Source organism: Actinomadura sp. GTD37, assembly GCF_041951365.1.
Lineage (GTDB): Bacteria > Actinomycetota > Actinomycetes > Streptosporangiales > Streptosporangiaceae > Spirillospora.
The window spans coordinates 301,281-326,999 of the sequence record NZ_JBGNUS010000004.1; the positions used below are offsets into that span (position 1 = coordinate 301,281).

22 protein-coding genes are annotated in these 25,719 nt (G+C 74.0%); 9 read left to right on the top strand and 13 right to left on the bottom strand.

Annotated features, from left to right (window positions below; genetic code table 11):
- Positions 1-81 precede the first annotated feature (81 nt).
- Together ACA511_RS23055 and ACA511_RS23060 are read right to left on the bottom strand one after the other, a co-directional pair.
- Positions 82-1,629, bottom strand: a complete 1,548-nt coding sequence (locus tag ACA511_RS23055; RefSeq protein WP_375026642.1) for a glycerol-3-phosphate dehydrogenase/oxidase — start codon at positions 1,627-1,629, stop codon at positions 82-84.
- A 60-nt stretch (positions 1,630-1,689) separates the two neighbouring features.
- A complete protein-coding gene (locus tag ACA511_RS23060; protein WP_375026643.1) occupies positions 1,690-2,298 on the bottom strand; it encodes a TetR/AcrR family transcriptional regulator in 609 nt (202 codons plus the stop codon).
- A 63-nt stretch (positions 2,299-2,361) separates the two neighbouring features.
- Between ACA511_RS23060 and ACA511_RS23065 the strand changes: the two genes are divergently transcribed.
- The 6 genes from ACA511_RS23065 to ACA511_RS23090 all read left to right on the top strand — a co-directional run bounded on the left by ACA511_RS23065 (position 2,362) and on the right by ACA511_RS23090 (position 9,321).
- The gene (locus ACA511_RS23065; RefSeq protein ID WP_375026944.1) at positions 2,362-3,963 is read left to right on the top strand and encodes an FAD-binding oxidoreductase; all 1,602 of its coding nucleotides are present in this window, start codon (positions 2,362-2,364) and stop codon (positions 3,961-3,963) included.
- Positions 3,964-3,968: 5 nt separating this feature from the next.
- Complete coding sequence (locus ACA511_RS23070) at positions 3,969-4,865, top strand: diacylglycerol/lipid kinase family protein (protein WP_375026644.1); 897 nt, start codon at positions 3,969-3,971, stop codon at positions 4,863-4,865.
- 104 nt (positions 4,866-4,969) lie between these two features.
- A complete protein-coding gene (locus tag ACA511_RS23075; RefSeq protein ID WP_375026645.1) occupies positions 4,970-5,098 on the top strand; it encodes a hypothetical protein in 129 nt (42 codons plus the stop codon).
- 94 nt (positions 5,099-5,192) lie between these two features.
- Positions 5,193-6,713 carry a metallophosphoesterase family protein gene (locus ACA511_RS23080; protein ID WP_375026646.1) on the top strand — a complete coding sequence of 507 codons (1,521 nt, stop codon included), beginning with the start codon at positions 5,193-5,195 and terminating at the stop codon, positions 6,711-6,713.
- 157 nt (positions 6,714-6,870) lie between these two features.
- The gene (locus ACA511_RS23085) at positions 6,871-7,374 is read left to right on the top strand and encodes a DUF4234 domain-containing protein (RefSeq protein WP_375026647.1); all 504 of its coding nucleotides are present in this window, start codon (positions 6,871-6,873) and stop codon (positions 7,372-7,374) included.
- 138 nt (positions 7,375-7,512) lie between these two features.
- A complete protein-coding gene (locus tag ACA511_RS23090) occupies positions 7,513-9,321 on the top strand; it encodes a bifunctional 3'-5' exonuclease/DNA polymerase (RefSeq protein WP_375026648.1) in 1,809 nt (602 codons plus the stop codon).
- On the opposite strand, the gene ACA511_RS23095 is transcribed toward ACA511_RS23090, so the two are convergent.
- Entirely contained in the window at positions 9,303-9,989 is a 687-nt protein-coding gene (locus ACA511_RS23095; RefSeq protein WP_375026649.1) for an SGNH/GDSL hydrolase family protein, read from the bottom strand. The two genes, ACA511_RS23090 and ACA511_RS23095, sit on opposite strands and share 19 nt — an antisense overlap.
- Positions 9,986-11,386 (bottom strand): MFS transporter, encoded by a 1,401-nt coding sequence (locus tag ACA511_RS23100; protein ID WP_375026650.1) that lies wholly within the window; start codon positions 11,384-11,386, stop codon positions 9,986-9,988. Before ACA511_RS23100 ends, ACA511_RS23095 begins: the two co-directional genes overlap by 4 nt.
- A 116-nt stretch (positions 11,387-11,502) precedes the next feature.
- On the opposite strand from ACA511_RS23100, the gene ACA511_RS23105 reads away from it, so the two are divergent.
- Positions 11,503-12,120 carry a TetR family transcriptional regulator C-terminal domain-containing protein gene (locus tag ACA511_RS23105; RefSeq protein WP_375026651.1) on the top strand — a complete coding sequence of 206 codons (618 nt, stop codon included), beginning with the start codon at positions 11,503-11,505 and terminating at the stop codon, positions 12,118-12,120.
- A gap of 15 nt (positions 12,121-12,135) precedes the next feature.
- On the opposite strand, the gene ACA511_RS23110 is transcribed toward ACA511_RS23105, so the two are convergent.
- The 9 genes from ACA511_RS23110 to ACA511_RS23150 all read right to left on the bottom strand — a co-directional run bounded on the left by ACA511_RS23110 (position 12,136) and on the right by ACA511_RS23150 (position 21,229).
- Positions 12,136-13,398 carry a flavin-dependent oxidoreductase gene (locus ACA511_RS23110; RefSeq protein WP_375026652.1) on the bottom strand — a complete coding sequence of 421 codons (1,263 nt, stop codon included), beginning with the start codon at positions 13,396-13,398 and terminating at the stop codon, positions 12,136-12,138.
- A gap of 17 nt (positions 13,399-13,415) precedes the next feature.
- Positions 13,416-14,270 carry an ABC transporter ATP-binding protein gene (locus ACA511_RS23115; protein WP_375026653.1) on the bottom strand — a complete coding sequence of 285 codons (855 nt, stop codon included), beginning with the start codon at positions 14,268-14,270 and terminating at the stop codon, positions 13,416-13,418.
- Positions 14,271-14,324: 54 nt separating this feature from the next.
- Positions 14,325-15,182, bottom strand: coding sequence for an ABC transporter permease (locus ACA511_RS23120; protein ID WP_375026654.1), 858 nt, complete (start codon positions 15,180-15,182; stop codon positions 14,325-14,327).
- Complete coding sequence (locus tag ACA511_RS23125) at positions 15,179-15,955, bottom strand: ABC transporter permease (RefSeq protein WP_375026655.1); 777 nt, start codon at positions 15,953-15,955, stop codon at positions 15,179-15,181. The genes ACA511_RS23120 and ACA511_RS23125 overlap by 4 nt, the downstream gene beginning before the upstream one ends.
- Positions 15,952-16,938, bottom strand: coding sequence for an ABC transporter substrate-binding protein (locus ACA511_RS23130; RefSeq protein ID WP_375026656.1), 987 nt, complete (start codon positions 16,936-16,938; stop codon positions 15,952-15,954). The genes ACA511_RS23125 and ACA511_RS23130 overlap by 4 nt, the downstream gene beginning before the upstream one ends.
- A gap of 37 nt (positions 16,939-16,975) precedes the next feature.
- Positions 16,976-18,574, bottom strand: a complete 1,599-nt coding sequence (gene mdlC, locus ACA511_RS23135) for a benzoylformate decarboxylase (protein ID WP_375026657.1) — start codon at positions 18,572-18,574, stop codon at positions 16,976-16,978.
- The gene (locus ACA511_RS23140) at positions 18,571-19,419 is read right to left on the bottom strand and encodes an ABC transporter permease (protein ID WP_375026658.1); all 849 of its coding nucleotides are present in this window, start codon (positions 19,417-19,419) and stop codon (positions 18,571-18,573) included. The genes mdlC and ACA511_RS23140 overlap by 4 nt, the downstream gene beginning before the upstream one ends.
- The gene (locus ACA511_RS23145) at positions 19,416-20,108 is read right to left on the bottom strand and encodes an ABC transporter permease (protein ID WP_375026659.1); all 693 of its coding nucleotides are present in this window, start codon (positions 20,106-20,108) and stop codon (positions 19,416-19,418) included. Before ACA511_RS23145 ends, ACA511_RS23140 begins: the two co-directional genes overlap by 4 nt.
- 137 nt (positions 20,109-20,245) lie before the next feature.
- Entirely contained in the window at positions 20,246-21,229 is a 984-nt protein-coding gene (locus ACA511_RS23150) for an ABC transporter substrate-binding protein (protein ID WP_375026660.1), read from the bottom strand.
- Between the two features lie 861 nt (positions 21,230-22,090).
- On the opposite strand from ACA511_RS23150, the gene ACA511_RS23155 reads away from it, so the two are divergent.
- Together ACA511_RS23155 and ACA511_RS23160 are read left to right on the top strand one after the other, a co-directional pair.
- Positions 22,091-25,273 (top strand): nitrate- and nitrite sensing domain-containing protein, encoded by a 3,183-nt coding sequence (locus ACA511_RS23155; RefSeq protein ID WP_375026661.1) that lies wholly within the window; start codon positions 22,091-22,093, stop codon positions 25,271-25,273.
- Entirely contained in the window at positions 25,270-25,719 is a 450-nt protein-coding gene (locus ACA511_RS23160; protein ID WP_358451981.1) for a roadblock/LC7 domain-containing protein, read from the top strand. The genes ACA511_RS23155 and ACA511_RS23160 overlap by 4 nt, the downstream gene beginning before the upstream one ends.

Sequence of the window (25,719 nt, forward strand, 5' to 3'; positions counted from 1 at the left end):
TTCATCGATTAGGTAAGGGTAACCTAACGGCGCGTGGCCAAACCAGGAGGGGTGCGGCGGACGGGGTGACGGAGATCTCGGTCAGCGCACCGCGGCCCGGGGGAGCGCCGCCTCGGCGGCGGGGAGCGCGGCCTCCCGGTCGGCGGCGACGAGCCCGATCCGGGTGCGGCGGTCCAGCAGGTCGCCCGCGTCGAGGGCGCCCTCGTGCCGCACCGCCCAGGCCAGCTCCGCCCCGGTCACCGGCAGGTTCGGGACCACCGGCTCCAGCAGGGCCGGATCCCGCGCGCCCAGGGCGGCCAGCAGCGGCGCCTCGGTCCCGTACCGCTGGACGAGGCGGGACGGCGCGTCCAGCGCGTCCAGCCGGGCCCGCGGCGCGGCGCCGACGAGCGGCAGGCGCGCGGTGCGGCTCGGCCCGGCGGCGAGGCCGCGGCCGCGCACGGCCGCGTCGACGGCGTCCTGCGCCATCCGCCGGTAGGTGGTGAGCTTGCCCCCGACGATCGTGACGACGCCGTCCCGCGAGGTCAGCACCGCGTGGCGGCGGGAGATGTCGGCCGTGTCGCGCCCGTGCCCGAGGTCCAGCAGGGGGCGGAGCCCGGCGTACGCGCCGGCCACGTCCGCGCGGCGGACCGGGACGTCCAGCGCGGAGCCGAGCACGTCGAGCAGGAACCCGATCTCGCCCTCCGAGGGCTCCGGCACGTCGGGGATCGGCCCGTCGGCCGGCTCGTCGGTCAGCCCGACGTAGACGCGGCCGTCGCCCTGCGGGAGCACCAGCATGAACCGGGCGGCCGCGCCGGGGATCGGGACGTGCAGCCCGGCCGAGAGCCCGCGCAGCGCGTCCGCGCGGAGCACCAGGTGGGTGCCCCGCGACGGGCGCAGCCGCACCCCGTCCACGAGCCCGCCGGCCCAGACGCCCGCCGCGTTCACCACCGACCGCGCGCGGACGGTGATCTCCCGCCCGGTCAGCTCGTCGCGGACCAGGGCGCCGTCGCCGGCCAGCCCGACGGCGCGGCAGCGGGTGAGGATCCGGGCGCCGTGCCCGGCGGCGGTGCGGGCGAGCGCGGTGACGAGGCGGGCGTCGTCGCAGAGCTGCCCGTCCCAGGACAGCAGGCCGCCGCGCAGCCCGTGCGGGCGCAGCGCGGGCGCGAGCCGCAGCGTCTCGACCGCCGACAGCCGGCGGGGGCCGGGCAGCACCGAGCGCGGGGTGCGCGCGGCGAGCCGCAGCAGGTCCCCGGCGCGCATCCCGGTGCGCGCGACGGCCGCCTGCCGGCGCGACACGAGCGGGGTCAGCGGCAGCACGAACGGGAGCGCCCGCACCAGGTGCGGGGCGGTGCGGCGCATCAGCACGCCGCGCTCGACCGCGCTCTCGTGCGCCACGTCCACCTGCCCGGACGCGAGGTAGCGCAGCCCGCCGTGGATCAGCTTGGAGCTCCACCGGGACGTGCCGAACGCCAGGTCGTGCGCGTCGACGGCGGCGACCGACAGCCCCCGCGACGCGGCCTCCAGCGCGGCGCCGGCGCCGGTCGCGCCGAGGCCGACGACCAGCACGTCCACCACCTCGTCCGGCAGGGCGGCGAGCTCGCGCTCGCGGCGCGCCGCGTTGAGCGACGTCCGCGGTTCCGGTCCGGTCATCAGTTCCTCCGTTTGCGTCGCCGCCGTCCGGCGGGATCCCACGTCCCCCCGCCGCGCGGGTCAGGGGGCGAGCATGCTCTCCAGGGCGTGGCGGAGCTCGGCGTCCAGGGCGTCGGCGCCGAGCTCGGGGTCGGCGGGCTCGATCATGATCGGCGCGGACAGCGCGAAGGACTGGACGACCAGCAGCAGCGCCCGCGCCTGCCGGCCCGGGTGGCCGGCGCGGACCGTGCCGTCCTGCTGGCCGGCGGCGATCGCCTCCTCGAACCAGCCGAGGAACGCCCGCTGGCTGGCGCCGCAGCGGTCCAGCAGGTACGGCAGCAGCAGTTCCGGGTCGACTTCGACGATCTTGCGCAGCAGCGGGTGGTCGCGGAACGTCCGGACGCCGGTGACCAGGCCCTCCACCATCCGGGGCCGGACGGGACGGCCGTCGTCGGGCGGCTGCAGCGCCGCGCCGATGCCGGTCCACTCGCGGGTCATCAGGTCGGCGACGATCGTGCGGACGTCCGGCCAGCGGCGGTACAGCGTCATCCGGGACACGCCCGCGCGGCGGGCGATGTCGGTCAGCGTCGTCCGGCGCACGCCGACGGCCAGCACGCAGTCGCGCGCGGCGTCGAGCACGGCGTCGTCGGCGGTCCGGGCCGCCGGGCTGTTGTGACGATTCGACGTCATGTGTCACAGTGTAAGCCAGAGTGATCGGGGACTGCCACGGGAGGCGGCGTGGAGACGCGGGACATGCTGTGGAGCGGCTGGGGCGATCCGGCCAGGGCCGCGCCGCTGCCGGAGCCGATGGTCGGGCTGCTGCGCGACCTGCTCGGCGTGCGGCCCGCCGAGGCGCCGCCGGTGGGCCTGGCGGGGCTGAAGGTCGCCGCGCCCCGGCTGGCGGGCGCGGACCTCACCGCGCTCGCCGGGATCGTCGGCGACGGGAACGTCCGCGCCGACACCGAGTCGCGGATCCGGCACACGCGCGGCAAGTCGACGCCCGACCTGCTGCGCATCCGCGCGGGGGAGACCTCCGACGCGCCGGACGCGGTCGTCCTGCCCGGCTCGCACGACGAGGTCCTCGCGGTGCTGCGGCTGTGCGCCGCGAAGCGGATCGCGGTGGTGCCGTTCGGCGGCGGCACGTCCGTCGTCGGCGGGCTCGCGCCCCGCGGCGTGGACGCCTTCGTCGCCCTCGACCTGCGGCGCATGGACCGCCTCGTCGAGATCGACGAGGTCTCCCGCACGGCCGTCCTCCAGCCGGGGCTGCGCGCCCCGGCGGCGGAGGCGCTGCTCGCCGAGCGCGGGTACACGCTCGGGCACTTCCCGCAGTCGTTCGAGTGGGCGTCGATCGGCGGGTTCGCGGCGGCGCGGTCGAGCGGGCAGGCGTCCGCCGGCTACGGGCGGTTCGACGACATGGTCGTCGGCCTGACCGCGGCGACCCCCGAGGGGCCGCTGGACCTCGGCCGCGCGCCGAAGTCGGCGGCCGGGCCCGACCTGCGGCAGCTCGTCCTCGGCTCGGAGGGCGCGTTCGGCGTGATCACGTCGGTGCGGGTGCGGATCCAGCCCGCACCCGCCGCCCGGGAGTACGAGGGCTGGCGGTTCGCGTCGTTCGACCGGGGCGCCGCCGCGCTCCGCCGGCTCGCCCAGGACGGCCCGCTCCCCGCCGTGCTGCGGCTGTCGGACGAGGCCGAGACCATGATCGGGCTGGCCGACCCGGCCGCGCTCGGGGCGCCGGGCGCGGCCCCCCGGCCGGACGCCGGATGCCTGGCCGTGCTCGGCTTCGAGGGCACGCCGGAGAACGTGGCCGCCCGCCGCGCCGGCGCGGCGGAGGTGCTCCGCGAGGCAGGCGGCGAGCCGCTCGGCGCCGGGCCGGGCGAGAAGTGGGAGCACGGCCGCTTCAACGCCCCCTACCTGCGCGACTCGCTGCTGGACGTGGGCGCGTTCGCCGAGACGCTGGAGACCGCCGCGTTCTGGTCGGACGTCCCGCGGCTGTACGAGGCCGTCCGGCGCGCCCTGACCGAAACCCTGTCGGGGGCGGGGACGTCCCCGCTCGTCATGTGCCACATCTCGCACGTCTACCCGTCCGGCGCGTCCCTGTACTTCACCGTCGTGTCCGCGCAGGGCGAGGACCCCGTGGAGCACTGGGAGCAGGCGAAGCGCGCGGCCAGCGACGCGATCGCGGGCGCGGGCGGGACGATCAGCCACCACCACGGCGTGGGCACCGACCACCGCGACTGGTACGCCGCGGAGATCGGGCCGCTGGGCGCGGCCGTGCTGCGCGCCGTCAAGGACCGGGTCGATCCGGCGGGGATCCTCAACCCGGGCGTCCTCGTCCCGCCGGCCCCGGAGGAGTAGCCGCCATGCGCGCGTTCACCGCGATCGTCAACCCGGCGGCGGGCGGCTCCGCGTCCGCCTCCTGCCTGATGCCGCTGGGCCGGCTGCTGCGCGAGGCGGGCGCCGAACTCGACGTCGAGTACAGCCGCGGCATGGAGCACGCCGCCGCCGTCGCCCGCGCCGCGGCGGGGGCCGGGCGCGTCGTGCTCGGCGTCGGCGGCGACGGCATGGTCGGCTGCGTCGGCGGAGCCCTGGTGGGGATGGACGGCGCCGGGGCGGACGCGGTCTTCGGCATCGTCCCCGCCGGGCGCGGCAACGACTTCGCGCGGCAGCTCGGCGTCCCGTCCGGCGCGGCGGAGCTGGCCCCGCTGCTGCTGGACGGCGAGCCCCGCGCGGTGGACGCCATCGAGGCCAACGGGACGCCCGTCCTCGGCAGCGTCTACGCGGGCGTCGACGCCGTCGCCAACGACAACGCCAACAGGACGCGGCTGCTGCGCGGCTCCGCCGCCTACTACGTGGGCGCGCTGCGGGCGATCGCCACCTGGCGGCACGCCGACTACCTGATCACCGTGGACGGCGAGCGGCACCGGCGGGAGGGCTACACCGTCGTCGCGGCGAACTCCGGCTACTACGGGTTCGGCAAGCACATCGCCCCGGACGCGCGCGTGGACGACGGCCTGCTCGACGTGGTCCTCATCCGGAAGGCGCCGCGGACGCTGTTCTTCTCCGTGATGCGGGAGCTGGAGAAGGGGACGCACGTGCGGCGCCCGGAGGTGGAGGTCATGCGCGGCCGGGAGGTGCGGATCGAGCTGGCCGGGCCGCCCGGCCGGACGCTCCCGTACGGGGCGGACGGCGAGCTGCCGGGGGTGCTCCCGGTCACCGCCAGGGTGCTGCCGGGCGCGCTCCGCGTTCTCGCCCCCTAGGTTTTGGCCCCTCGTTTGGGTCGGTTTACGTCTGCATTACGGCCCTCCGTATAGCGTCAGTTACGTCCCGCTTTCGGGACCTTGGGGCCGTCTGTGGAGGCATCGTGAGAGGCGACTGCACGCTCGCCGTTCTGGGGGGACTCATGATGACCGCAGACGCCCTCGACGTGGTGGCGCCGGCGTCCCTGGGGGTGGCGCCGGCGTCCACCACGCACGCGACCGCGCCGCGCTGACGGCGAGCCCGACCCCGGCCTTTACGTGCGCTTGACGCCGTGCACGCCTCCGGACAGGCTGTGAGGATTCCCTCACCGCTGCCGGAGGCGTTCTGTGTCCGAGGTTTCCCCCGCGCCCGACAACTCCCGCACCTCCGAGGCGGGTGCGGGGTGGGTCTGCGGCAGACCCGGCACGTTCAACGACCTGCTGCCGGAGCGCGTCCCCGACTTCTCGTGGCGGCGGCCGGCGGTGCTGTGGCGGTCCCGCAACGACGTGCTCGCGCGGCTGTTCGGCGACCCGTCCAACACGATCCGCCGCCGCTGCGTGGCCGCGCTGCGCGAGCGGGGCACGCCGGCCGCGTTCACCGTGCACCGCTCGGCGCCGGAGTTCTCGTTCGCGCTGCTCGGCGACACCGGGGAGGGCGACCGGTCGCAGTACGCGGTGGTGCCGCCGCTGCTGCACGCCGCGGGCGGCACCGACTTCATGATCGTCGCCAGCGACGTGATCTACCCGACCGGGGACGCGGGCCAGTACCCCGAGAAGTTCTTCCGCCCCTACAAGGACTACCCCGCGCCCATCTACGCCGTCCCCGGCAACCACGACTGGTACGACGGGCTGCGCGGCTTCCTGCACGTGTTCTGCGGCCTGGACGCCGACTGCTCCCCGCCGCCCTGGCGCGGCCCGCTCGCGTTCCTGCCGCGCCTGCTCTGGCGCCGCTCCGGGACGGTCGACGCGGAGGCCCTCGCGGAGGCCCGCCGCGCGTTCCGGGGCGCGCCCGGTCAGCAGGGCGTCCAGCCGGGGCCGTACTGGGCGATCGACACGCCGTCGCTGCGGATCGTCGGCATCGACACCGGCATCACCGGAGTCGTCGACCGCGACCAGGGGCGCTGGCTGCGCGAGGTGTCCGGCGGCCCCAAGCCGAAGCTGCTGGTGACCGGGAAGCCGATCTACGTGGACGACGAGCACCGTCCGGGGGCGATCGAGGGCGGCGGGACGGTCGACGAGATCGTCCGGGACCCCGCGCACCACTACGTCGCCGCGATCGGCGGCGACATCCACAACTACCAGCGCTACCCGCTGCGCACCGGCGACGGCCGGACGATCCAGTACATCGTCTCGGGCGGCGGCGGCGCGTTCATGCACGCCACCCACACGATCCCCCGGACGCGCGCGGTGGAGGAGAACGAGTTCCGCTGCTACCCGCTGCGCGGCGACTCCCTGTCGCGCTACAGCAAGCTGTACGGGCGGTGGCTGCGGCTGCCGAAGCTGTTCGAGCTCACCCCGGAGGACGCCACCGCCGCCGTCCGGTACCGGCTCGGCATCCGGCCGGGGCGCGGCTACAAGGCCCCGCGGGACGACCGGCCGCCGCGCCGGGCGCGCTTCGTCGCGGCCGTCCTGGGCGTCCCGCGCGACGGCCGGCGCCGCCCCCGGTTCCTGCGGCTGCCGGTGCACCGGCTCCCGCAGCGCTTCCGCTCGGAGCTGGCCGACTGGGACAGGCCGCCGTTCTTCAAGAGCTTCCTGCGCCTGGACGTGACGGAGTCGGAGCTCCGGATCCGCTGCTACGCCGCGACCGGCTGCGGCGACCACGAGACGGCGCCGCCGTGCGAGGACGAGGTGACGATCCGGCTGCGGTGAGGCGACCGGCCGGAAAAACTGTCAGGAATATGACCATTGTCGGCAATTCATGTCCCCGACGTGGCCAAAGGCCGTTACAGTCATGGCTCATCCCACGGGTGAACGGTAACGGACGGTCGGCCGGAAAACGACCGCGTCCCAAAGGAAGAGCAACTCGATGAGTCACCCCCAGCAGGGCCAGGGCCAGGCACAGCAGCAGGCCTACCAGGGCGGTTACGCGCCCGCCCCCGCGCAGCAGCAGGCCGCCCCCGCGGCCGTCGGCGCGGGTATCAACATGAAGCGCCGCAACCCGGTCGGAGCATGGCTCGGCCTGCCCATCATCACCTTCGGCATCTACGGCCTGGTGTGGTTCTTCAAGGTCCACGCCGAACTGCACGACTACGACCGCCGCATCGACAACGCCGCCACCAACGCGCTGCTGTCCATGCTCTTCGGCGCCATCACGCTCGGCATCTGGCCCCTGGTCATGTACGTCAAGCTCGGCGGCCGCATCGCCCAGGCGCAGCGCGCGGCCGGCCTGCAGCCGAGCTGCAGCGGAGGCATGGGCTTCCTGCTCGGCATCTTCGGCTTCGGCGTGCTGTACTACCAGATCCAGCTGAACAAGGTCGCCGACCGCTACGGCGACACCCCGGCAGGCCAGCAGGTCTCGCTCGTCGCCTGATCCTTTACTGGGGCTACGGCCCTGGCCCCCGCTGAAGATCACGCCGAACCCCTCCGTGGATCACCCGCCGCGGAGGGGTTTCCGCGTGCCGGGCCCCGCCGGTCCCGGTTCTGTCGGTGGGGCGGCCACAATGAGGACGTGAGGATCGCGGTGGCCGCGGGCCCCGGCGGCGGCGGGACGCTGCGGACGCTCGCCGAGGACGGCACGCCCGCCGCTCCGGCACGTCCCGTCCCCGACCTGGTCGCGGCGATCGCCGACCAGGAGCGCGCCGCCGCGCCGCGCTGGGTGTGGCCCTCCACGGCCGGGCTCTACCCGCGGCTGCTCGACGCGGGCGTGCGGGTGGCCCGCTGCCACGACCTCGAACTGGTGGAGAGCCTGCTGCTCGGCCATGCCGGACGGTACGGGGAGCCGCGCTCGGTGGCGGCGGCGTGGGCGCGGCTGCGCGGCGAGCCCGTGCCGCCCGACCGCCCGTCGCCGGACGAGCCGTCCCCGCAGGCGTCGCTGTTCGACGAGATGCCCGCCGACGGGCCGTCCGGCGGCGCGGGGCCCGGCGAGCCGGCCGACGCCATCGGGCGGATCGTCGCGGTGCACGCCGCGCAGCAGCGCGCCGCCGCCGGGCTGGACGGCTTCGCGCTGCTCGCCGCCGCCGAGTCGGCGGGCGCGCTGGTGGCGGCCGAGATGCGCCGCGACGGGCTGCCCTGGTCGGCGGCGGAGCACGACGCCCTGCTCACCGAGCTGCTCGGCCCGCGCCCCACCGGCGGCCTGCGCCCCCGCCGCCTGCAAGACCTGGCCGACCGCATCAGCGCGGCCTTCGACCGCCCCGCGGCCCCGGCCGGCGAGCCGCGCCCGGCGCCCCGGGTGCACGTCAACCCCGACTCCCCGGCGCAGATCCTCAAGGCGTTCGCGTCGGCGGGGCTGCCCATCCCGTCCACACGCGCGCACGTGCTCAAGCGCCTCGACCACCCGGCCGTCCCGCTGCTGCTGGAGTACAAGGAGCTGTCGCGGCTGCACACCGCGCACGGCTGGGCATGGCTCGACACGTGGGTGAGCGGCGGCCGGCTCCGTCCCGAGTACGTGGTCGGCGGCGTGGTGTCCGGACGCTGGGCGACGAGCGGCGGCGGGGCGCTGCAGATCCCGCGCGTGCTGCGCCGGGCGGTCGTCGCCGACCCCGGCTGGTCGCTGGTCGTCGCCGACGCGGCCCAGCTCGAACCCCGCGTGCTCGCCGCCCTCGCCGGCGACCGCGCGTTCACCGACGCGGCCGCGCACGGCGACCTCTACGCGGCCCTCTCCGACGCCTTCCACGACGACGGCGACGGCGGCCTCGGCGCCCGCGACAAGGCCAAGCTCGCGCTGCTCTCCGCCATGTACGGGGGCGGGACGGGCGAGGCCGTGCAGCTGCTCGCCGTCCTGAAGCGCCGGTTCCCCGCCGCGTTCGAGTACGTGGAGGCCGCCGCGCGGGCGGGGGAGCGGGGCCGGCTCGTCCGGTCCCGGCTCGGCCGCACCTGCCCGCCGCCGTCCGCCGGGTGGCGCGAGCTGACCTCGGCCGGCGACGACTCCGGCCAGGGCACGGCCGCCCAGGCGCTGCGCAGCCGGGGCCGCTTCACCCGCAACTTCGTCGTCCAGGCAACGGCCGCCGACTGGGCGCTCGCCCTGCTCGGCTCGCTGCGCCGCCGCCTCACCGTCCTCCAGCCCCCACCCACCGCCATCCAATCGACGAGCTCCGCTCGGAGCCCCGTCCTCCAGCCCCCACCCGCCGAGAACGCGCCCCGGTTGGTGTTCTTCCAGCACGATGAGGTGATCGTCCACACTCCGGCCGCGCTCGCCGGGGAGGTCGCCGCCGCCGTGCACGCCGCGGCCGACGAGGCGCGCCGCCTCCTGTTCGGCGACACGCCCGTCGTGTTCCCCATGGAGATCGCCGTCGTCGACTGCTACGCCGACGCCAAGTGAGCCGCCAACGCCCGGACGGTGTTCGCCGCGGCGAACGCGTGCCCCCGCGCGTTCAGGTGCAGCTGGTCGGAGCTGTAGATGCCCGGGTCGGCCGCGACCGGGTGGTCCGGCGGGTTGTGGACGTGGCACGCGCCGAACTCGGCGGCGACGTCGGCGGTCAGCGCGGCGAGCCGGCGGGTGCGGGCCGACAGCACCTCCCGGTAGCGGGCCGGGCCGAGCCCCGCGACCGTGATGTCCAGCAGCCCGATCGTGGCGACGTCGGCCCCGGTGGCGCGCAGCGCGGAGACCATCGCGGCCAGCTCGCGCCGCACCCCGTCCGTGTCGAACTCCGGGCGCAGCATGTCGTTGCCGCCGGCCACCACGAACGCGAGGTCGGGGCCGAACGACAGCGCCGGTTCGAGCTGCTCGGCGGCGACCTCGGCCGCGACCAGGTCGCGGCGGCCGAGGTTGAGCGCGGTGAACCCCGGTGCCACCGCGCCCAGCGCCTCCTCGACGCGGTCGGTGAAGGACAGATCGCGGTAGCCGGGCACGGGCTCGCGGACGCCCGCCGCGACGCTGTCCCCGATCGTCACCATCCGCGTCCACGGCGCGCGGGCCAGCAGCGCGGCGGACTCGGCGGCGGACAGCACGGCGGGGTCGGTCCACTCCGACATGGCGGTCTCGGTCATGCGCTCTCCTTGGCGGGGGCGCCGGCGCGGAAGGCCGGCAGCAGGCCCGTGAGGGCCGCGCCGGCGGCGGCCAGCGTGCAGAACAGGTAGACGGCGGTGTAGTCGTCGTGCGCCGCCGGCGCCGGCAGCAGCGCGGCGAGGACGGCGATGCCGAGCGCCCCGCCGAGCTGGCGCGCGGTGGTGTTCAGGCCGGTGGCGCCGGCGAACCGCAGCGGGCCGACCGACAGCGCGGCGGCCGAGGCGGTGCCGGTGGCGAGCATCCCCATGCCCGTCCCGACGAGGAGGCCGACGGGGAGCCAGAACGTGAGGAAGTGCGGGTCCGCGGGCAGCGACACCACTGCCCAGACCCCCGCCGCGACCATGGTGGACGCGCCGCCGACCACCGCCGGGCGGACGCCGCTACGGCCGGTGAGGCGGCCCATCAGGATCGCCGCCGCGGTCGCGGTGAACGCGCCGGGCGTCGAGGCGAAGCCCGCCTTCAGGATCGAGTAGTGCCACTCCGAGGTCAGGTACAGCACGCCGAGCAGCAACCACGAGTACAGGGCCGTCCCGTACAGGAACGACGCGGCGTTCGCGGCGGCGAACGAGCGGTTGCGCCACAGCGAGATCTCCAGCGCGGGCACCGGGTGCCGCGCGGACCGCCAGAGTGCCAGCGCGACGAGTGCCGCGCCGCCGAGCAGCAGCGCGAGCGTGCGGGCATCCGTCCACGCCCAGTGCTGCGTCTGGGTCACGCCGAGCGCGAGACCGCCGACCCCGGCGCCGAGCAGGACCGTTCCGACGAGGTCGGGCAGCCGTCCCGGGCCGCCCGCGGCACGCGGCAGCCGGAGCCCGCCGAGCAGCATCGCCAGGCCGACGGGCAGGTTGATGACGAACAGCGACCGCCAGCCGAACTGGTCCACCAGGACGCCGCCGAGGCCGGGGCCGATCGCGGCGGCGAACGCGCCCGCCGCGCTCCACAGCCCGATGGCGCCCGCGCGCCGGTCGGCGGGCGTGTCGTGCAGCAGCAGGGCGAGCGACGCGGGGATCAGCGCGGCGGCGGCGGCGCCCTGGACGCCGCGCGTCGCCAGCAGGACGGGCACGTTCGGCGCCAGCGCGCAGGCCAGCGAGGCGAGTGTGAACAGGCCGGTTCCCCACAGGTACAGGGTCCGCCGGCCGATCAGGTCGGCGAGTCGGCCGGCGGGGGCGAGCAGCGCCGCGAACAGCGCCGCGTACAGGGTGATCACCCAGGTCAGCCCGGTCAGCGAGCTGCCCGGGAAGTCGGTGTGCAGGTCGGGGACGGCCAGGTTCGCGACGGTGGCGTCCAGCATGGCCAGGAACGTCGCCCCGGCGGCCAGCCAGGGCACGTCCCGCCGCGCGCGGGCCGCACGGGGCGGTGCCGCGGTGGTGTCGGCGGTCATGGGGAGGTCCTCTCCAGAAAAATAAACGAACGGTCGTACACTCTTCTGTCCGGACCCTCGCCGTCAAGAGGGGTGGGCGCCTTGACTTTGCACGAACGGTCGTGCAGATTTATCGGGTGACGACGGACGGACGGCTGCTGAAGGGCCGGCAGACCCGCAACGACATCCTCTGCCGGGCCGCCGACATCGCCTCGGCGGAGGGCCTGGAGGGGGTGTCGATCGGCCGGCTCGCGACCGAGCTGCGGATCAGCAAGAGCGGGGTGTTCACCCACTTCGGCTCCAAGGAGGAGCTGCAGCTCGCCACCGTCGCCAAGGCGGTGAAGCTGTTCCGCGAGCACGTGGTCAAGCCCGCCCTGGCAGCGCCCGAGGGCCTGGCCCGCGTCCGCGCGCTGCTGGACGCCTGGCAGCGCTACCAGCGCGAGCCCGTCTTCCCCGGCGGCTGCTTCTTCCACTCGACGATGGCCGAGTTCGACGCCCGCCCCGGCCGCGTCCGCGACGCCATCGCGGTCTCCCAGCGCGACTGGAGCACCTTCCTGGAGCGCTGCCTCACCGAAGCGCGCGACCGCGCTGAGCTGGACGCCTCCACCGACGTCCCGCAGCTCGCCTTCGAGCTGGACGCCCTCTGCCGTACCGGCGCGGCCCAGGCCCTCCTGTATGACGACCCGTCCTACCACGAACGCGCGACCCGGGCCATGGACGCCCGCTTGGCCGCCGTCGGCGCGGGGCGGGCGTAGCGCCTCCGCCGCCGGTCAGCTCGCGGTCGTGTACGACGGGCGGGTGTTGAGGGTCTCGGCGTCGGCGAACGACGTCTTGCGGTAGGCGCCGGTGATGGCGGCCAGCTCCTCCGGCGACAGGACGTCCTCGATGCGGTCGAACCCGCGCGGCGCGCGCTCGCTCACCGTGTGCAGGATGCGGTCGGCGGGCATGTCGCGGCACGCCAGGACGATCGCGTTGACCTTGTCGCGGCGCTCCTCCTCGTAGGCGAGCAGCCCGCGGGCGGGATCGCCGGCACGGGCCAGCTCGCGCGCCAGGACGCGGGCGTCGATGACGGCCTGCGAACCGCCGTTGGACCCGATCGGGTACATCGGGTGGGCGGCGTCGCCGAGCAGCGTCACGCGGCCGGACGTCCAGCGGGCCAGCGGGTCCCGGTCGACCATCGGGTACTCCAGGATCTCCGCCGCGCCGGACAGCAGCGCCGGGACGTCCAGCCAGTCGAACGTCCAGTCCGCGAAGTGGGGGAGGACGTCGCCGAGCCGCCCGGCCCGGTTCCAGTCGGCGGCGAGCTCCCACCGGTCGCCGGGGATCCTGACCTCGGCGACCCAGTTCAGCAGGGCCCGGCCGCGCCGCTCGGCGCGTATCGAGATGGGGTAGACGACCAGCTTGGACGCGGCGTTGCTGCCCGCGACGGCCAGCGTCCGCCCGGTCAGGACCGGGTCGCCCTCGGTGAGCCCGCGCCACATCCGGATGCCGTTCCACAGCGGCGCCGGCTCGTCCGGGCGCAACTGGCGGCGGACGGCGGAGTGCAGCCCGTCCGCGCCGATCAGGACGTCCGCCGTGACGGCTCCGGCGGCGCCGGACGCGCGGTCGAGCAGCCGCGCCCGCACCCGCTCGCCGTCCTGCTCGAAGCCCTCGAAGACGGTCCCGGTGCGGACGGAGTGCTCGCCGAGCCGTGCGAGGACGGCGTCGAGCAGCGCCATCTGCAGTTCGCCGCGGTGGATCGAGTACTGCGGCCAGTTGTAGCCGAGCGCCATGCCGCGCGGCTCGCCCCAGATCCGGCCGCCGTACCGGTCGAAGTGCACCATCTCGGCGGTGGGGACGCCGAGGCCGGCGAGCGCGCCGCCGAGCCCCAGCTCGGTCAGCTCGCGGACGGCGTGCGGGAGCAGGTTGATGCCGACGCCGAGCGGCCGCAGCCGGACGGACGAGTCGACGACGAGCGCCTCGACGCCCGCGGCGTGCAGGCTCAGCGCGGCGGTGAGCCCGCCGATCCCGGCCCCCACGATGAGTACGCGCAACGATCGCCCCTCCGCCGTCACCGCGCCGGCTTGCCGCCCGCCCCGGCCTCCGGCACGGCCCCGGGCACGGCCGCCGGTTCCGGCGCGCCCCGCCCGGTGGCGGGCGCCGCGCCCGGCACCTTGGCGCCGCCGCGGACGAGCCGGCCGACCTCGGCCCTCAGCTGGACGAACTCGGGAAGGCCCCGCGTCTCGATCTGGTCGCGCGCGGCGGGCAGCTCGACGGGCAGGTCGGCGTGCACGCGGGCGGGCGCCCGGTTCAGCACCACGACGCGGTCGCCGACGTAGACGCTCTCGTCGATGTCGTGGGTGACCAGCAGGATCGTGATCTTCTCGGACCGGTGCACCTGGAGGACGAGGTCCTCCAGGTCCTCCCGGGTCTGCGCGTCGACGGACCCGAACGGCTCGTCCATCAGCATCAGCGACGGGCGGTACGCCAGGGCGCGCGCGATCGACACGCGCTGCTGCATGCCGCCGGACAGCTGCCACGGGTACTTGCGGCCGGCGTCCGGGAGCCCCACCGACTCCAGCGACTTCTCCGCGGCGGCGCGCCGCTCGGCGCGGCCCATCCCGCGCCGGCGCAGCGGCAGCGCCACGTTGTCGCGGACGGTCAGCCACGGGAACAGCGAACGGCTGTAGTCCTGGAAGACCACGGCGAGGTCGTCGGGCACCCCGCTGACGGGCCTGCCGTCCAGGGTGAGCGTCCCGCCGGTCGGCTGGATCAGCCCGGCGATGCAGCGCAGCAGGGTCGACTTGCCGCAGCCGGACGGCCCGACGATGCTGAGCAGCTCGCCGTCCGGGACGGTGAGGTCGAGGCCGTCGAGCGCGAGGTGCCCGTCGGCGTAGGAGTGGGTGAGACCGGATATCTGGAGCATCAAAAAGCCATTTCTGTGTTCATGTCCTGAGGTTCGTAGCCATAGGGGTCATCGTCAACTCTCCAGCCGCCGGGCGCCCGTGTGCCAGGCCAGCAGGCGCCGTTCCAGCAGCATGAAGACGGCGTTGAACAGCAGGCCGAGGATGCCGAGCATCACGATCCCCGCCCACATGCGCGGCAGTTCGAAGGCGCGCTGCGCGTCGATGAGCTCCGAGCCGATGCCCGCCGTGCTGCCGAACAGCTCGGACAGCACCATCAGGATCAGCGCGAACGACAGCGCCACCCGCAGCCCCGCGAAGATCTTCGGCGCGGCCGCCGGGAGGACGATCACGACCAGCCGGCGGACCGGGCCGACGCCGAACACGCGGGCCGTGTCCAGCTGGAGGGGCTCCACGGTGCGGACGCCGTCGGCGGTGTTGAGCAGGACCGGCCACACCACGCCGAACGCGATCGTGACGATCTGCATGGTCGCGCCGAGCTGGAACACCATGATGAAGAACGGCAGCAGCGTCGGCGGCGGCACCGCCCGCAGGAACTCCAGGACGGGGTTCAGCAGGTCGTCGAGGAGCCGCGAGCGCCCGATGGCCGCGCCGACCGCGACGCCGGCGGCCCCCGCGGCGGCCCACCCGATGAACAGGTGGGTCAGGCTCGTGGAGAAGTCGTCGATCGCGTTGCCGGTGAGGAACAGGTGCGACGCGGGGCCGCCGAACCACAGCTCGCGCAGCGCCGCGGCGATCGTCGTGGGCGGCGGGAAGTAGGTCTCGTCCACCGCCCGCGTGACCAGTTCCCACAGGACCGCGGCGACGGCGACCAGCCAGGCGCGCTCGGCGAAGCCGCGCGCCGCCCGCAGGACCCGGCCGCCCGGCCGCCGCGCCGGGAGGACGGCCCGCGCCCGCATGCTCGCCCCGCTCACGCGACCCCCTCCGCGCGGGCGGTGTGCCAGCGGAACGCGACCCGCTCCAGGCCGAGCAGGCCGGCGTTGGCGAGCAGGCCGAGCGCGCCCGCCCAGCACGCGCCGGCCAGCAGCAGGTCGGGCCGGCCCCCGCCGGACTGGGTGTCGCTCAGGTAGATCCCCACCCCGTTGATCCCGCCCGCGAAGAGCTCGGTGCTGATCACGACGACGAGGGCGACGGAGGCGGCGATGCGGACGCCGGTGGCGATGAACGGCGCGGCGCTCGGCAGCGACACCCGCCACAGCACCGCCGGCGTCCCGAACCCGAAGGCGCGCAGGCTGTCCTTGGCCACGGGGTCGACGTCCCGGAGCGCGTACAGGGTGTTGATGAGGATCGGCCACAGGCACGCGTAGAAGATCAGGGACATCTTCATCCGGGTGGGATCCGCGAACAGGATGATGGCGAGCGGGATCAGCGAGACCGAGGGGACCGGGCGCATCAGCTCGACCAGGGCCCGTGCCGCGGTCCCGAGCAGCGGGACCGAGCCGAGCAGCACGCCCAGCGGGACGGCGACGAGCACCGCGAGGGCCAGCCCGCCGAACCACGCCTGGACGGTGGCCCCGACGTCCACGAGGAACTCCCGGTCCACCGCCAGCCTCCCCGCCTCCCGCAGGATGGTGGACGCCGGGGGCAGCGCGGTCGCGTCGACGAGACCCGTGCGGCTCAGGGTCTCGATGACGGCGGCCACGCCGGCCACGCCGGCGGCACCGAGGACGATGCGGCGGAGGTTCATGCAGATGGCGAGGCGATGAACGACTTGACGTCGATGGGCTTGTCCACGTACTTGAACTCGCTCATGAGGTCGGCCACCCGCTGGAGGGCGGCGGTGTCGAGGGACGTCGGGTACGCCCCCATGCTCATGGACGAGGCGACCTTGGCGTCGATGCCCTTGGCGTAGGTCGGCAGGACCTGCTCGACCACCTTGCGGTCGGCGGCCATGCCCTGCGCCTTGGTGAGCGCGCGCTGGAACGCGGCGACCGTCTTCGGGTTCTTCTCGACGAACTTCTCGGTCGCGGCGTACCCGGCGATCGGGAGGTCGGCGGCCTTGCCGGTGGCGAGGTCGGCGACCATCCGCGCGCCCATCGACGCCGCCATCTGGGTGCCGAACGGCTCGATCGCCTGGACGGCCTCCACGCTCTTCGACTTCAGGGCCTGCTCCATGGCGGGCGGCGCGACCTCGACGAACTGCTCGTCCTCGTCGAACTGCACGCCCTGAGGGGTGCCGGCGGCGCGGACCAGCAGCGTGCTGATGTTCCGCTTGGTGTTGACGGCGATCTTCTTACCGGCCAGGTCCTTGATCGTCTGGTAGGGGGAGTCGCCGCGCACCATCAGGGTGTGGGTCTTGGACGCGCTCCGGAACCCCTCCGCGACGATCCTCGGCTTGAAGCCGGGGTCCTTGGTCCCGGCGGTGAACAGCGAGACGTAGTTGCCGAAGCTGAAGTCGAGCCGGCCGCTCTTCAGCAGCGGGATGCCGGCCGCGCCGCCCTGGATGACCTGCGTCTTCACGGTCAGGCCCTCGGCCTTGAACAGGCCCTTGCTGATCGCGAGCTGGACCGGGGCGGTGTCGGCGACGGTCATCGTGCCGAGGATGATCTCGGACTTCTCCAGGCCGTTGGCGGACTTCGTGTCGTCGGAGCCGCCGCAGCCGGCCGCGGTGAGCGCCAGCAGGAGGGCGAGCGCGCCGCCGAGCACCGCGCGGGGGTGGGGAACGGACATGAGGACTCTCCAATGTGCCGGGGGTGGATGGAGATCGCTAGGGAGTGGTTCCATACATGGCCGAATTGTCCGCCAGCACGCTCACATCGAGAAGGAACGGCCCATCGTGGCCGAGCGCCTCGGCCATCGCGGCGTCCAGGTCGGCGGCCGCGGTGACGGCCCGGCCCGCGCAGCCGTGCCCGCGGGCCAGCGCGGTGAAGTCGATGCCGGTGACGTCGGCGCCCACGATGTCCTCGATGCCGATCCTGCGGCCGAGCGCCCGGACCGCGCCGTAGCCGCCGTTGTTGAGGACGATCACGGTCATCGGCAGCCGGTGCTGGGCGGCCGTCCAGAGCGCCTGCACCGAGTACATGATCGCGCCGTCGCCGAGGACGCAGACGATCCGCTCGCCGGATCCGGCGAGAGCGCGCCCGACCGCCATGGGCAGGCTCCAGCCGAGCGCGCCGCTGCCCATGGTGAGGAAACCGCCGGGCCGGGTGACGGGGAGCCGCGCGTGGAAGACGTCCCGGTGGCTGGGGCACTCCTCCACGACGATGGCGTCCTCGGGCAGATGGTCGCGCAGCGTCTCGACGACCAGCCCCGCGTCGATCGGGTCGGCGGTCCGCGGCCTGGCGAGCCGGGGACGCGGCTCCGGCGCGGGCCGGTCGGCCTTGTCGACGAGGTCGAGCAGGCCGGTCACCCCCGCCCGGATGGTCGTGAGGATGCTGGTGCCGACCGGCGCCCACGCGATCTGCACGGGGTCGCAGTCGAGGTGGAACAGCCGCGTCCCGTCCGGGATGTACGGCCCCTCGCTGTGCACGTGGTAGTTGAAGACCGGCGCGCCGAGCACCAGGACGACGTCGTGCCCCTCCAGCCGCCCGGCGAGCTGGTCCCGGACGGGCGGCAGGAAGCCCTGGAACAGCTCGTGGTCCTCGGGGAACCCGGACCGGCCGGACAGCGGGCTGATCCACACCGGCGCGCCGATGCGCTCGGCGAGGTCGACCACGAGGGGGAGCGCGTCCTCGTCCTCGACGCCGGACCCGACGACGACGACGGGGTTCGCGGCGCCGTTCAGGGCGTCCGCCGCCTCGCGCAGCGCGGCGGGGTCGGCGGCGAAGGCGGGCCGGATCTCGCGGTGCGGGACGGGTTCGGCCGCGACGTCCCAGTCGTCCTCGGGGACGGAGAGGAAGACCGGGCCGCGCGGCGGCGTCATCGCCACCCGGTAGGCCTCGGCGAGCGCGGCCGGCACGTCCTCGGCGCGGGCGGGCTGCCGGCTCCACTTCACGTACGGGCGCGGGAACTGCTCCGGCTCGTCGGCGCCGAGGAACGGCCGGGTCGGCAGCATCGCGCGGGTCTGCTGCCCCGCGACGATGACCATCGGCACGCGGTCGCGGTGGGCGGTGAAGACCGCGCCGAGCGCGTTCCCGACGCCGCCCGCGGAGTGCAGGTTGACCAGGGCGGCGTTGCCGGTGCCGATGGCGTGGCCCGCGGCCGCGCCCACCGCCACGATCTCCTGGAGCCCGAGCACGTAGGAGAAGTCGGCGGGGAAGTCGCGCAGCATGCGCAGCTCGGTGGAGCCGGGGTTGCCGAAGACGGTCGTCATCCCGACCCGCCGGCAGAAGTCGAACACCGCGTGCCGGACCGTGAACTCCGTCATTCGTCTGCCTTTCGTGCACCCCGGTGCCAGCGGAGCGTCCGCCGCTCCACCGCCAGGAGGATCGTGTTGAACAGGTAGCCGAGGATGCCGAGCAGCACGATCACCGACCAGATCGTCGGCAGGTCGGACATGCTCTGCGCGTTCGTCAGCTCGAAGCCGAGCCCGTCGGAGGTGCCGGGGAGGAGCTCGGAGAAGACCATCAGGATGAGGCCGAGCGACACCGCCAGCCGCAGCCCGGCGAAGATCTTCGGCAGTGCGGACGGGATGATGATGAACCGGATCCGCTCCAGGGCGGAGAGCCGGAACACCTCGGCCGTGGCCATCTGCGTCTGGTCGACGCTGCGCACGCCGTCCACGGTGTTCAGCAGGATGGGCCACACCGCGCCGAAGACGATCGAGGCGATCTGCATCTGCGTGCCGAGGTCGAACAGCACGATGAAGACCGGCACCACGGTGGGCGGCGGGATCGCGCGCGCGAACTGCAGGATCGGGTCGAGGTAGGCGAGCGCGCGCTCGGAGCGGCCGAGCACGATGCCGAGCACGATGCCGGCCACGATCGACAGCAGCAGCGCGACGGCCATCCGGGTGAGGCTCGGCGCGATGGAGTCGCCCGCGTCGCCGCCGAAGAACAGGTGGCCGGCGGGACCGGCGAACCACATCTCCCGCATCCGTCCCACGATGTCGGACGGCGGCGGGAAGAACGGGCTGTCGGCGACCCGGGTCGCCGCCTCCCAGGCGGCGGCGAGGATCACCAGCGGGAGCGCGCGGTGCAGGAAGCCGCGGACCAGCCGTCCGGCGACGCCGCGCGGGCGCACGGCCCGCACGGTAAGGGCGGCCGCGGTCACGATGCACCACTCCTCTGCGCCTTGTGCCACCGGAACGCCCGGTTCTCGGCCTGCACCAGCGCCAGGTTGATGATCAGCCCGATGGAGCCCGCCCAGATGGTGCCGGCGAGCACGTCGCGGTTGCCGTCGGGGACGGTGCCGGCCTGGGCGATGAACATGCCGAGGCCGTCGCCGAAGCCGGACAGGATCTCGGTGCTGACGGCGAGGATCAGGGCGATCGCCGCGGCGAGCCGGATGCCGGTCGCGATGAACGGCGCGGCGCTCGGCAGCGAGACCTTGAGCAGGACCTGGACGCGGCTGAAGCCGAACGTCCGCAGCGTCTCCTTCGCCGTGGGGTCGACGTCGTGCAGCCCGTACATGGTGTTGAACAGGATGGGCCAGCAGGAGGCGTAGACGATGAGCGGCACCTCCATGCTGAGGCCGGAGCCGAGCAGCAGCCCGGCCAGCGGGATGAGCGCGACCGACGGGATCGGCCGCAGGAACTCCACGATGGCCCGGACCGCGGTGTTCACCGCGGGGACGCTGCCGAGCAGCAGCCCGAGCGGTACCGCGATGGCGATGGCGATGAGCATGCCGAGCGTCCACGCGGTGAGCGTGACGCGCACGTTGAACAGGAAGTCCGAGTCGCCGAACAGCTCGATCGCGCGGACGGTGACGCTGGACGCGGGCGGCAGAAAGGAACGGTCCACGATCCCGGCTCTGCCCAGGAGCTCGCTCGCCAGGAACAGGACCGCCACCCCGGCGGCCCCCCGCGCCCATTTTCCTGGACGCGAGAGGCCGCGGGATGGCGTCGTCAGATGTGCCATGGATGGATCAGTGCTCGCCGTCAGGCCGTCGGCTGGAAGAGGACCGACTTCATGTCGGGCTTCTGCTTGAGCAGGCCGTCGGTCAGCATGAGGTCGACGGTCCGCTGCATGCGGGTGGCGTTCAGCGAGGTGGGGTAGCCCGGCAGCGTGATCACGCCGGCGACCTTCGCGTCGATCTTGGTGTAGGTGGGCAGCGCCTGCTCGACGACCTTGCGGTCGCCGGTGGCGAGCTTCTGCGCCTTGATGATGGCCCGCTGGAACGCCGCGGCCGTCTTCGGGTTCTTCTTCGCGAAGTCCTGCGTGCTCACGTAGCCGCTGATCGGGAGGTCGGTCACCGGCTCGGTGCCGCCGTCGACCGCGACCCGGGCGCCCAGCTCCTTCTCGGTGCCGGAGGTGAAGGGCTCGACGGCGTGGATCGCGTCGACCTGCCCCTTCTGCAGCGCGGTCGCCATCTGCGGGAAGGGCACCGTCACGTACTCGATCTTCGACGGGTCGACGTTGTTGGCCTTGAGGATCGCGTTCAGCGTCAGCGACTGGATGTTGTTGAGGATGTTGACCGCGACCTTCTTGCCCTCGAGGTCCTTGGGGGTGCGGATCTTGGAGTCGGGCATGACCAGCAGGTCGAAGGTGTGCGAGGCCAGCGTGGCGCCCTCGGCCAGGACGCTGAGCTTGAGCGTCCCCTTCTCGTTGGCCTGCAGGAACGACACGTAGTTGGCGCCGGCGATGACGTTCACGTCGCCCTTGATCAGGGCGGGGATGGCCTGGGTGCTCTGCTGGACGGGCTTGATCTCGACCTTGAGACCCTCGTCCTTGAAGAACCCCTGCTTCTGGGCGATGTACACGGCGACGTTGTCGGCGAGGGGAAGCGCCGCCACCGTCATGGTGCTCTTCTCCAGGCCCTGGCCGCCCTTGCCGGAGTCGTCCGAGTCGCCGCACCCCACGGCGGCGGACAGGACCAGAGCGAGCGCGCTGACCAGTGCTGAAAGACGGAGGGATTGCCGCATGGGCACTCCTTAACTCGCGGGGGAAGTTGCTTCGGCGGGGCTGGAGGCCGGGGCATGCGAGCCGGGCGAACGACTGTAGCCACCGCACCGCCCACACCTGAAGATCACGTTCGAGGGAGAGTATCGCGAAGAGTACGACTTGCGTGGTTTAGCTCCGAATTGCGTGACTCTCTTGTGTCCTGACGGACGGTCCGGCACCGCCCGCCGGCGCCGCGGGGCGACCGCCCGGCCTGGTCGTCGGCGTGTCCCGGCCAGGTCGCCGGGGCGTCCCGGCCGTGGTCGCCGGGATGCCCGGAGGGCCTGTGGCGGTGGGTTCAGGCACTATCGAATATGTTGTCCAATAGCGCCCCAAAGCCATCCGTTCATTCCCGTCCGCCGGGGATTGCGGTTCTGGTGACAATCCATTGCCGTTCCAATTCGGAGCGTGATGGGTCACGGTTCGGTCGCGAAGTTTCCGCACCGCCTGATCGGCCGAAATGAGGGGTCCAGCAGCGCATGTTACGTTCCGTGATCAGTTCGTGGCAATCCCGCTATACACGGTCAGTGACTGTGCGTGATCAAGAAAACGGACATACGGGCATAAAGTCACGATCCATGCATTGGTGTTTATCTACTGACCTATGGTCCTTTGCGGCCCTTCCGGGAATGTGCTGCAATGTCGTGCGCCGAGGGTGGAGGTGATGTCGCTTTAACCCTGCGCGCCTGTGTGGCCACGGAGAGTGCGACATCGTGTGGAGAGGGTGTTAGCGGCGGATGCAACCAAGCGACGAAGGTCGCGACGGTCCTCGACCTGGGAACGTCGAGGTTCAGTCGGACCGTTCGACACGGTCAGGCAGTAGATTGAGCCTGCGGAACTGGCGTGTGCCACAGCGGCTCATCGTCCTGATCCTGGTGCCGACGGTCGCCGCCGTCGTGCTCGCCGGGGCGCGCATCTCCAGTTCCGTCAGCGAGGCGGAGACCTACGGGCGCGTCGAGCAGATGGCCGAGCTGGGGGAGGGGATCACCCGGTTCGTCCAGGAGTTCTCGGCGGAGCGCGACCTGGCCGTCGAGTACGGCGCGGCCAACCGCGCCGCGCAGCTCCTGCCGGAACTGCAGGCGCAGGAACGCAAGACCGACGCGCAGATCGGGCCGGTGCGCAGCGCGGCGTCCGCGATCGACGCGTCCTACGGCGCCGAGGCCGTCCGCGACGCCCGCGCGGTGCTCAGCCGCCTGGACGGGGTGAAGGCCCTGCGCTCCCTCGTGGTCGGCACCAAGGTCCCCGCCTTCATCGTGCTCCAGAAGTACACCGAGGCGACCAACGAGCTGATCGCCGTCCTCGACGGTATCTCCCAGAACGTCGCCGACGGCGGCCTCGCGGAGTCGAGCCGGGCGCTCGGCGCGCTCGCCCGGGCGAAGGAGGCGGTCTCGCGCGAGCGGGCCCTGCTCCTCACCGGTGCGCGGGCCAAGCTGCTGGCCGCCGACGAGCTGGACGAACTGCGGGCGGCGCGGGCGCAGGAGGACAGCGAGCTCGCCGCCTTCCGCGACTCGGCGACCCTGGAGCAGGCCCAGCTGTACGAGGACACCGTCGTCGGCACCAAGATCGACCAGGCGCGCCAGGTGCGGCAGCGGGTGATCTCCGGTGCGGGCACGTCCGGCGGCCCGCTGCTGCGCTCCCTCGGCACCGCCCGCTCGGCCAAGGTCATCCGGGACTCGATGACCAGCATGATCGACAAGATGCGCGAGGTCGAGCAGCGGCTGGCCAGCGACATCAGGGCGCAGAGCGACGTGAAGGGCGCGGACGCCCGGACGTCCTCGATCATGGACGCGGTCATCATCGCCGTGCTGCTGGCGGTCGTGCTCCTGATCACGGTCATCATGGCGCGGTCGCTGGTCCGGCCGCTGCGCCGGCTGCAGGCCGGCGCGCTCGACGTCGCCAGCACCCGGCTGCCCGGCCTGGTCGACCGGCTGCGCGATCCGGAGGCCGCCGCCGGCGGCATCGAGGTCGAGCCGATCGAGATCGACTCCACCGACGAGATCGGCCAGGTCGCGCGGGCCTTCGACGAGGTCCACCGCGAGGCGGTCCGGCTGGCGGCCGACGAGGCCGTCCTGCGCGGCAACATCAACGCGATGTTCGTCAACCTCTCCCGGCGCAGCCAGTCGCTCATCGAGCGCCAGCTGCGGCTGATCGAGGAGCTGGAGCAGAGCGAGCGCGACGAGGAGCAGCTCGCGAACCTGTTCCGGCTGGACCACCTGGCCACCCGCATGCGGCGCAACTCCGAGAACCTCCTCGTCCTCGGCGGCCAGGAGCAGGCGCGGCGCTGGAACAAGCCCGTCCCCCTCATCGACGTCGTCCGGGCGTCGCTGTCCGAGGTCGAGCAGTACGAGCGGGTGGCGCTGCGGGTTCAAGGCGACATGGCGGTCGCCGGACCCGTCGTCAACGACCTGGTCCACCTGCTGGCCGAGCTGGTGGAGAACGCCACCGCGTTCTCCTCCGAGCACACCAAGGTCACCGTCTCCGGGCAGATGCTCAGCGGCGGCGGCTGCATGCTGCAGATCACCGACAACGGCGTGGGCATGTCGCCGGAGGAGCTGGAGCAGGCCAACTGGCGGCTCGCGAACCCGCCCGTCATCGACTTCTCCGCGGCCCGCCGCATGGGCCTGTTCGTGGTCGGCCGCCTGGCCGTCCGGCACGGCATCCGCGTCGAGCTGCGCGCCGCCCAGGGCGGCGGCCTCACCGCGTTCGTGGTGCTGCCGGACGGGGCGGTCGCGCCCGGCGAGTCCGGCGGCATCGGCGCCCGGGGCCTCGGGCCCCGCGAGTCCGGCTCGACCGGCCAGCTCGCGGCGCTCACCAGCACGGCGGCGGAGCCGGGCGGCGGGTACCGGCAGGACGGGTACGGCGTCGTCGGCCAGCCGATGGGCGCTCCGTCCGGCACGACCGGCCCGCGTCCCATGGTCGGCGGCACCGGGCCGCTGCGGCCCGTCCGGGGCGGCACCGACGCCCAGCCGATCGTCAACGAGACCGGCCCGATCCCGGTGGGCGGATTCGCCGACACCGGTTCGCAGCCCGTGGTGCCGCCGATCGAGCGGCGCCCGCCGCGGGACCGGCACCGCCCCGCGCAGGACCCGTACCAGCCCGGCGACCGGCAGCCGCCGCGCCGTCCGGGCGAGCTGCCCATCCGCGAGCCGGGCCGCCACCTGCCCGACCGCCCGTCCGACGACGGTTCGCCGAACGGCCTGTTCCAGCCGCGCAACGAGCGTCCGCAGGAGCCGGCCGGCCGCGGCCCGGCCGCGAGCAACGGCGGTTTCCGGCCGGGCGGGCGCACCGGACCGCAGCCCGTCGTCCCGGAGGCCCAGCCGATGACGCCGGAGCCCGGCGCCGCGCGGCAGATCCCGTGGGAGACCGGGCCGCTCCCGGTCGGCGGCAACGCCGGCCCGGCCGGGTACGCCGACGTCGCGCCGCCGGCGCCCGTGCCGAACCCGGTGCCGGAGTACGTGCCGGAACCGCCCGCTCCCGAGCCGGCCATGCACGCCGCGGCGCCCCCGCCGCCCGCGCACGCGGAACCGAAGGCGCCGCGGGTGCCCGAGCGCTCGCCGATCTTCGACGCGATGCAGTCCGAATGGTTCCAGCGCAGGTCGGGGAGCACGTCCGGGGAGGATCCGGTGAAGGGTTGGGAGTCACCGGCGGACGCCGGGTTCCGCGCCGCCGAGGCGGCCCGGCAGCCCGTGGCGACGTCGCGCACGACCGTGGGCCTGCCCAAGCGGGTGCCCGGCAAGAACCGCGTCCCCGGGGCGGTCGGCCGCGCGCCGTCGGGGCCGCCTCCCGGCGGGCCCGGCCAGCCGCCGCCCGCGCCGGGACGGCAGCTGCCCGGCCAGCCGCAGGGCCTCCAGCCGGAGGACCCGCAGGCGCAGGGCCAAGAGGGTTACGGCCAGTCGGCCGATGTCGTACGCAACCGCTTCGCGAGCCTGCAGCGCGGCGTCCACCGGGGACGCAGCGAGGCGCGCGGCACGGGCACGTCAGGTGAGACACCGTCACAGGGTGACGGCGAGACAGGAGGCACGCGGTGAGCGGGCAGGATCTCAACTGGTTGGTGACGAACTTCGCCGACCGTGTCGCGAAGGTCGCGCACGCCGTCGTGGTCTCCTCGGACGGCCTGCCGATGGCGTACTCGTCCGGTTTCCCGCCGGAGCGCGCCGACCAGCTGTCGGCGATCGCCTCGGGCCTGATGAGCCTGACGCAGGGCGCGGCGAAGATCTTCGACGCCGGCGGGGTGAACCAGACCGTCGTCGAGATGGACCGCGGCCTCCTGTTCGTGATGTCCATCACGAACGGGTCGGTGTTCGCGGTGCTGGCGGCGCCCGACTGCGACCTCGGGCTGGTCGCGTACGAGATGACGCTGCTGGTGGAGCGGGTGGGCCGGGTGCTGACCCCGGCGCTGCGCGCCCAGGAGCAGCAGCCCCCGTACTCCGGGCCGCCCGTGACCGAGATGGGCGCCGGCCCCGCCCGCTACTGA

Bases quoted from the DNA above. Each gene is read 5' to 3' on its own strand.
- ACA511_RS23070 (WP_375026644.1), top strand. From the start codon at position 3,969: ATGCGCGCGTTCACCGCGATCGTCAACCCGGCGGCGGGCGGCTCCGCG.
- ACA511_RS23130 (WP_375026656.1), bottom strand. From the start codon at position 16,938: ATGTCCGTTCCCCACCCCCGCGCGGTGCTCGGCGGCGCGCTCGCCCTC.
- ACA511_RS23125 (WP_375026655.1), bottom strand. From the start codon at position 15,955: ATGAACCTCCGCCGCATCGTCCTCGGTGCCGCCGGCGTGGCCGGCGTG.
- ACA511_RS23060 (WP_375026643.1), bottom strand. From the start codon at position 2,298: ATGACGTCGAATCGTCACAACAGCCCGGCGGCCCGGACCGCCGACGAC.
- ACA511_RS23065 (WP_375026944.1), top strand. From the start codon at position 2,362: ATGCTGTGGAGCGGCTGGGGCGATCCGGCCAGGGCCGCGCCGCTGCCG.
- mdlC (WP_375026657.1), bottom strand. From the start codon at position 18,574: ATGACGGAGTTCACGGTCCGGCACGCGGTGTTCGACTTCTGCCGGCGG.
- ACA511_RS23150 (WP_375026660.1), bottom strand. From the start codon at position 21,229: ATGCGGCAATCCCTCCGTCTTTCAGCACTGGTCAGCGCGCTCGCTCTG.
- ACA511_RS23085 (WP_375026647.1), top strand. From the start codon at position 6,871: ATGAGTCACCCCCAGCAGGGCCAGGGCCAGGCACAGCAGCAGGCCTAC.
- ACA511_RS23095 (WP_375026649.1), bottom strand. From the start codon at position 9,989: ATGACCGAGACCGCCATGTCGGAGTGGACCGACCCCGCCGTGCTGTCC.
- ACA511_RS23115 (WP_375026653.1), bottom strand. From the start codon at position 14,270: ATGCTCCAGATATCCGGTCTCACCCACTCCTACGCCGACGGGCACCTC.
- ACA511_RS23055 (WP_375026642.1), bottom strand. From the start codon at position 1,629: ATGACCGGACCGGAACCGCGGACGTCGCTCAACGCGGCGCGCCGCGAG.
- ACA511_RS23100 (WP_375026650.1), bottom strand. From the start codon at position 11,386: ATGACCGCCGACACCACCGCGGCACCGCCCCGTGCGGCCCGCGCGCGG.